Here is a 5,599-nt window from a genome sequence, read left to right as displayed (position 1 = left end):
GCCGGGAGGCCGCCGCTCGCGAGTTGACCGGCCGCGGGGGCCGCCTCGGAGACGGCCTCGCCGGCTGCGGGAGCCACTACCGCGGCGCCCTCGCCGACCGACCTGTTCAGGTTCGACGCGGTGACGCCGGCCGTCTGACCTGCGGTCTTGGAGACAGCGGGGACGCTCTTCTGCGCTGCCCCGGCGGCGGTGTTGCCCGCTTCCTCGGAGGCGGCGGGCAGCTTGTCGGTCAGGCTGCCGAGGTCCGGCTGGGCCACTCCGCCGAGGTTCCCGGTGGGCAGTTCGGCCGCGTGCGCCGCGGAGGCGCCAAGGAACGGCGCGGCTCCGGCGGCGATCAGCAGCGCGGCTTGGGCTACGCGGCGCGAGATGTGCGTCATGGTGCTCCTCGTGATGTCACTGGAGGCCGGGCCCCTCCGGCACCGGCCACAGTGACTACCGCTCGAACCTCGATCGAGGTGCGGGCAGGATTGGCAAAGCCTTGGCAATGCCAGGGCAAGCCATCACTATTTGTGACTGACAGGCTGTTTGTCCGAATCATCGCGATTATCACTGCCTGCGGTTTTTGCCTCGGCCGAACGGGTGACCACCGCCGAGTCCCGGCCCTGGGTTGGCACCGACGTGTTAGCGGTGGCGCTCGCGCCCGCCGTCGCGAGCTCCGCCTTCGCCGCCGCGGCCGTCGGTTCCACCGAGAACGCCGAGCGTCCGGTCAGCAGGTACTGCACGACGAAACCGAGCGTGACGACCGCCGCGCCGCCCACCGCGTCCATGATCCAGTGGTTCGCGGTGCCCATCACGACCATCGTCGTGCTCAGCGGGTAGATCAGCCCGAGCCAGCGCCAGCCCTTCGGCGCGATGGCCAGGATCATCAACCCGCACCACAACGACCAGCCGACGTGCAACGAGGGCATCGCCGCGTACTGGTTGGAGATCTTGGTGAGCTCGCCGAAGGTCGGATTGTCGAAGTCCTGCACCCCGTGCACGGTGTCGATGTAGTTGTAGCCCTCCATCAGGCGGGGCGGCGTGAGCGGATACAGCCAAAAGCCCACCAGGCCGGTCACCGTGGCCACGCTCAGTACCGTGCGGGCCGATCGATAGGCGGCGGGCTTGCGGATGTACAAGATCGCCAGGATCACCAGCGGCACGATGAAGTGGAACGTCGTATAGAAGAAGTTCATGCTGCTTTCGAGCCATCCGACCTTCGCCACGAAGTGGTTCAGGCCGTACTCGACGTCGACGTGCAGGAACCGCTCCAGGTCGATGATCTGCCTGCCGTGTCGGTCGGCGATCTCGCGCTGGTCCGGCACGGACGCGCGGATGAACGAGTAGATCTGGTAGCCGACCCGGATCATCAGCAGTTCGAGCAGCAGGTTGGGCCGCGACAGCGGACGCCAGCCGAACGGCAGCACCGGGATCCAGGACAGCCGCCCCTTGCCGGCGGCCGCCTGGGGGACGGCCAGCGGCTCCCACTTGGCGGATTCCTTGGTGATGAACGGGATCGCGCACGCGGACGCGATCGCGAGCAACAGCGGACCGTTGTCGGCGACGACATTGAACGCCGAGAGCTTGCCCGGGACCAGCGTCTCGCTGTCGAACGTCATGATCATGAAGACCGCGACCGGCCACACCATGCGGTCGGTCTGCTTGCTGCCGAGTCGACCGGCGGCGGCGAGCAGGATCCACAACTGCTGGTGCTGCCACGACACCGGCGCCACGGCGACCATCACACAGCCCGCGAGCGCGACGCCGAGAACCGCCTGGCCGTCGCGCGCGTACTTGACGGCGCGCGGCAGGCCGAACCACAGGACGGCGGCCGACAGCACGAGCACGGCCACGATCTCCAGCGGCCCGGACAGGCCGATACGCAGCATGGCGCCGTGCAGGGACTGGTTCGACAACGCGTCGGCGTCCCCGCCCAGACCCGCGCCCGCGACGTGGTGGACCCAGTACGTGAACGAGTCGTGCGGCATCGCGGCCCAGGCGAGAGCGGTACACACCGCGAAGGTGGCCGCCGCAGTGCTCGCGACCCGGCGCTTGCCGGTCATCCACAGGTACACGGCGAACAGCAGCATCGCCGGGTGCAGCGCCGCGGCCACACCCGCGCCGATCGCAGCCGCCTTTCCGGGCGCGGCCCGAAGCGTCGCGGGCAGCATCAGCAGCACCGGCAACAGGCTCATCTGACCGAGCGAGAGATTGCCGCGGACGGGCAGCGACAGCACGAGGAAACTGATGATCAGCGGGGCTGCGAGCAGCCTGGCCCGGCGCGTGCGCAGCACGGGCAGCGCGTGCGCGACGAGCACCCCGATCGCGGCGACGATCACCAGCGTCGCGATGGTCCACACGACGCCGAGCCCGTTCTCCGCGGCGTTGGTGAGCGGCCGGAGCACCCACCCGGCGAACGGGGTCCCGGTGAACGGATTGCCGCGGGCGTCGGTGTCGTAGAGGGAGCCGGGCAGGTGCAGCACGCCCTCGGGGCCGAGCCACGCGTCCAGGTCGGGCAGGCGACGGTCCTGGGGTTGGTCGAGTACCTCGTTGGCCTGCCGGACGGCAACGCATGCGGCAAGGAGCCACAGACCCACCAGAACCAGGGAGATCCTGGTCCTTCGTATGTCCAGCAGCCGGCGAACGCCTGCCCTCACCATGTGCGACTTCTCCCGTTTTCCTGTGTCTTGTCGCCCGGCGACTCGCGATACGTGGCGTAGCCATCCGGTTTTCACACTCCGGACACCTTGTCATCGCGTGTCCGTGACCGAAAGCGGTGGGCACCGTACAAGGCCCGCGCTTTACCCTCGGGTACGGCGCGGACGACCGTGCCGAACCGACGAGGGGCGAGAAGACCAATGGTGCCGCAGGATGCGTCGTCGCGAGCGCAGCAGTCCCCCGAGGAGCTCATACCGGTCTCCTTCCGTATCGCCGAAACCACCGACATCCCTGCCCTCGTGACGCTGATCGAGTCCGCCTATCGCGGTGAGGGCAGTCGGCAGGGCTGGACGACCGAGGCCGACCTGCTGGGCGGGGGCCGGACCGACGCCGACGCGGTGGGCGCGGTGATCGACGCCGCCGACAGCGTGATGTGCGTGGCGGAGCGTGACGGCTTGTTGGTCGGCTGCTGCCAGTTGGAGCGCCGCGCGGACTCCGTCGTCTACTTCGGCATGTTCGCGATCCGGCCGGGGCGCCAGGGCGGCGGCTTGGGCCGAGTCCTGCTCGCCGAGGCGGAGCGGGTCGCCGCCGAGTCGTGGGGCGGCAAGACGATGCACATGACGGTGATCCGCCAGCGCGAGGAACTGATCGCCTGGTACGAACGCCGCGGCTACCTGCGGACGGGGATTTTGTCCCCGTTCCCTTACGGCGACGAACGCTTCGGCATCCCGCTGCGGGACGACCTGGAGTTCGAACTGCTGACGAAGGACATCTGAGGGGCAGTGGACCCGGGGGGTGTGGCGGTGCCGAGAGCTGCGGTGCCCGGGTTTGGCGGTGCCGCGGGTGGCGGTGCCGAAGGGCTGCGGTGCCGGCGGTCTCGGGCCCGGGCGCTTGGGGTCGCCGCGTCTGCCGAAACCTTTTCGACGTTCCGAAACGCCCGCCGGCGAGGGCCTTCCCCCGATTCGATGATCACTTCGACCGGTCTTCGGCAGACCGCGTCCTTCGCTTCCGGTTCGTGACAGCATGGGTGTTCGGGGATGATTCGACCCCCGGCGCACGTCGTAGGCACAGGTCGCAGGCACAGGTCGCAGGCACAGGTCGCTTGGGGGAGTCGAAGCCGTGTCGTATCACGAACCGCCACAGCAGCAACCGCCTTACCCACAACAGCCACAGCAGCCCCCGCCCCCGCAACGCGGTGGCCGACGGGGCAACCCGCTGATCACGATCGTGATCGCCCTCGTGGTCCTGGCGGCCGTCGTGACCGGCGTCATCCTGCTGACCCGCGGCGACGACGACGACGGCGACCCCAAGGCCCCCGGCACCCAGGCCCCCAAACAACCGGGCCTGCCCTCCGACCTGATCCCGTCGGGCTTGATCCCGTCGGGCCTGGACATCCCCTCGGACCTGCTCCCCGACATCGATTAGGGGCGAGTCGAAACAAAGCGAGACGGCGACGCCGCCCAGGTGATCGCTTCGGCGCGCCCTGCCACGGCCGTGGCCTCCTTACCAGGCCACGCGGCCGCCGCCGGTGGTGTGCGCGGCCCTGGCGAGACATCGCGTCGACTCACGTCGCCGTGTCCGCTCCCGCACCGCCGGCGATGCTGTGGAGATCGCTTTCTCGCGAAGCGTGACGAGCGGTTCGGGCTCGATCCGTCGGTGTCCGGACGTAGACTCCCGTGGTCGCCACGAGAGGATTTCCTGTATGTACCCCGTCCGATTCGAACCCTGGATGCGTGGCCTCATCGCCCCCGAGGTCAACAAGTGCCAGACGTACGACGAGGTGGGGTTCGAGCGCAGCGCGTCCGGATTGGTGATCGAGTTGCGCAACGGCGGAGGGATCAATCTCCAGTTCGCGGCGAAGTCCGCGCCGGGCGATGCGTACGACCAGGTCGAGGTCGTCCGCGAGGGTGAGCCGCCTGCGCCCGTCGAGCCCGGGCCGTCGATCGACGGGGGCTCCGTGCGGCTCGACGACTTCGAGGCGCGGATCGCCGCTCTGGTGCTCAACACCGGCAGCACCGAGTTGGTCGACGTCCAGCGGTACTCGACGCGCGATCCCCGCGGCGCCGTGTCGTACGGGCTGCGGATCTCATGGCACAGCGGCGCGCAGACCTACGTGAACGTCCTGACGGCATGGCCGTCCGGAGGACGCCCCGGCTCCGATTTCGACGTCCCGGACTCCGTCTAGTATCCGGGCCCGGCACTGGTGCTTCGAGGAACAGCGCAGCCTCACACTCACACGAGGGAAGGCAGCGACATGGCCCCAACGCTCAAGTGCAAGACGTGCGGCGCACGATGTGGCCCGGACCGTCAAGGCAAGGTGGCCACTCACTCGGCAGAGGGATCCCAGGCCCCCTGCGCCGGAAGTGGGCAGGCCGGCGACCCGCTGTAGCCCCGGTGGCTGTTCAACCGTTCACGTAACCGGGCGGGAGCCCTGACCGCACGACTTCCGTGCAAGGCGCAACAACGGCGAGTTCCTGCACCACTCGCCCGAGTGCTCGCGACCGGCGATCTCGCGGATAGAGACCGGCTCCGTGGCCGCGCCGTCACGCCTGCGGCGGGGTGGGTCGGGCGGGCTCACCCGGCTCGCCGCGTTCGTCGAGGCGCGCGATCGGTGCGGCGAGCGGGTGGTCGGGCGGGAGGCTGATGCCCATCGCGGCCATGCGCCGACTGCGGCGGTCGGCGTGTCTGGTCTGCTCCGCGTCGAGGATGTCGGTGACCAGGTTCTGGTCCGTGCGGTCCAGGATCGCCCGGATCAGCGCGGGCAGGGTGCCGTCCGGGATGCGGAGGGTGTCGAACTCGATTCCGCCGGTGCGGGTTCGGTAGCGGGCCACGATCGACTGGCCGCCGAGCGAGCCGCCCATCACTTCATAGTCCAGCCAGGTGCCGTCGGGCATGGTCATCGCTCTCCTCGAAGGGTCGGCGCGGGGTGGCGGGCCACCTGCGCCTGGAGGTCGCCGATCAG

6 protein-coding genes are annotated in these 5,599 nt (G+C 69.5%); 3 read left to right on the top strand and 3 right to left on the bottom strand.

The genetic code is table 11. From position 1 onward, the window contains the following. Positions 1–377 (bottom strand): ATP-binding protein (locus GT354_RS24315; protein WP_161358507.1); only part of this gene is annotated, 377 nt, incomplete at its 3' end. 126 nt (positions 378–503) lie between these two features. Further along, positions 504–2,639 carry a bifunctional glycosyltransferase 87/phosphatase PAP2 family protein gene (locus GT354_RS24310; RefSeq protein ID WP_202512236.1) on the bottom strand — a complete coding sequence of 712 codons (2,136 nt, stop codon included), beginning with the start codon at positions 2,637–2,639 and terminating at the stop codon, positions 504–506. A 198-nt stretch (positions 2,640–2,837) separates the two neighbouring features. Here GT354_RS24310 and GT354_RS24305 point away from each other — a divergent pair, with 198 nt between their 5' ends. The 3 genes from GT354_RS24305 to GT354_RS24295 all read left to right on the top strand — a co-directional run bounded on the left by GT354_RS24305 (position 2,838) and on the right by GT354_RS24295 (position 4,822). Then, complete coding sequence (locus GT354_RS24305; RefSeq protein ID WP_161358506.1) at positions 2,838–3,413, top strand: GNAT family N-acetyltransferase; 576 nt, start codon at positions 2,838–2,840, stop codon at positions 3,411–3,413. 343 nt (positions 3,414–3,756) lie between these two features. Continuing rightward, complete coding sequence (locus GT354_RS24300) at positions 3,757–4,062, top strand: hypothetical protein (protein ID WP_161358505.1); 306 nt, start codon at positions 3,757–3,759, stop codon at positions 4,060–4,062. Positions 4,063–4,366: 304 nt separating this feature from the next. Next, entirely contained in the window at positions 4,367–4,822 is a 456-nt protein-coding gene (locus GT354_RS24295; RefSeq protein WP_161358504.1) for a hypothetical protein, read from the top strand. 358 nt (positions 4,823–5,180) lie between these two features. Here the strand turns inward: GT354_RS24295 and GT354_RS24290 are convergent, their stop codons facing one another. Further along, positions 5,181–5,537 (bottom strand): hypothetical protein, encoded by a 357-nt coding sequence (locus tag GT354_RS24290; RefSeq protein ID WP_161358503.1) that lies wholly within the window; start codon positions 5,535–5,537, stop codon positions 5,181–5,183. Positions 5,538–5,599: the final 62 nt, after the last annotated feature.

Source organism: Streptomyces sp. SID3343 (assembly GCF_009865215.1).
Lineage (GTDB): Bacteria > Actinomycetota > Actinomycetes > Streptomycetales > Streptomycetaceae > Embleya.
This window is presented reverse-complemented; position numbering and strand designations above follow the sequence as displayed.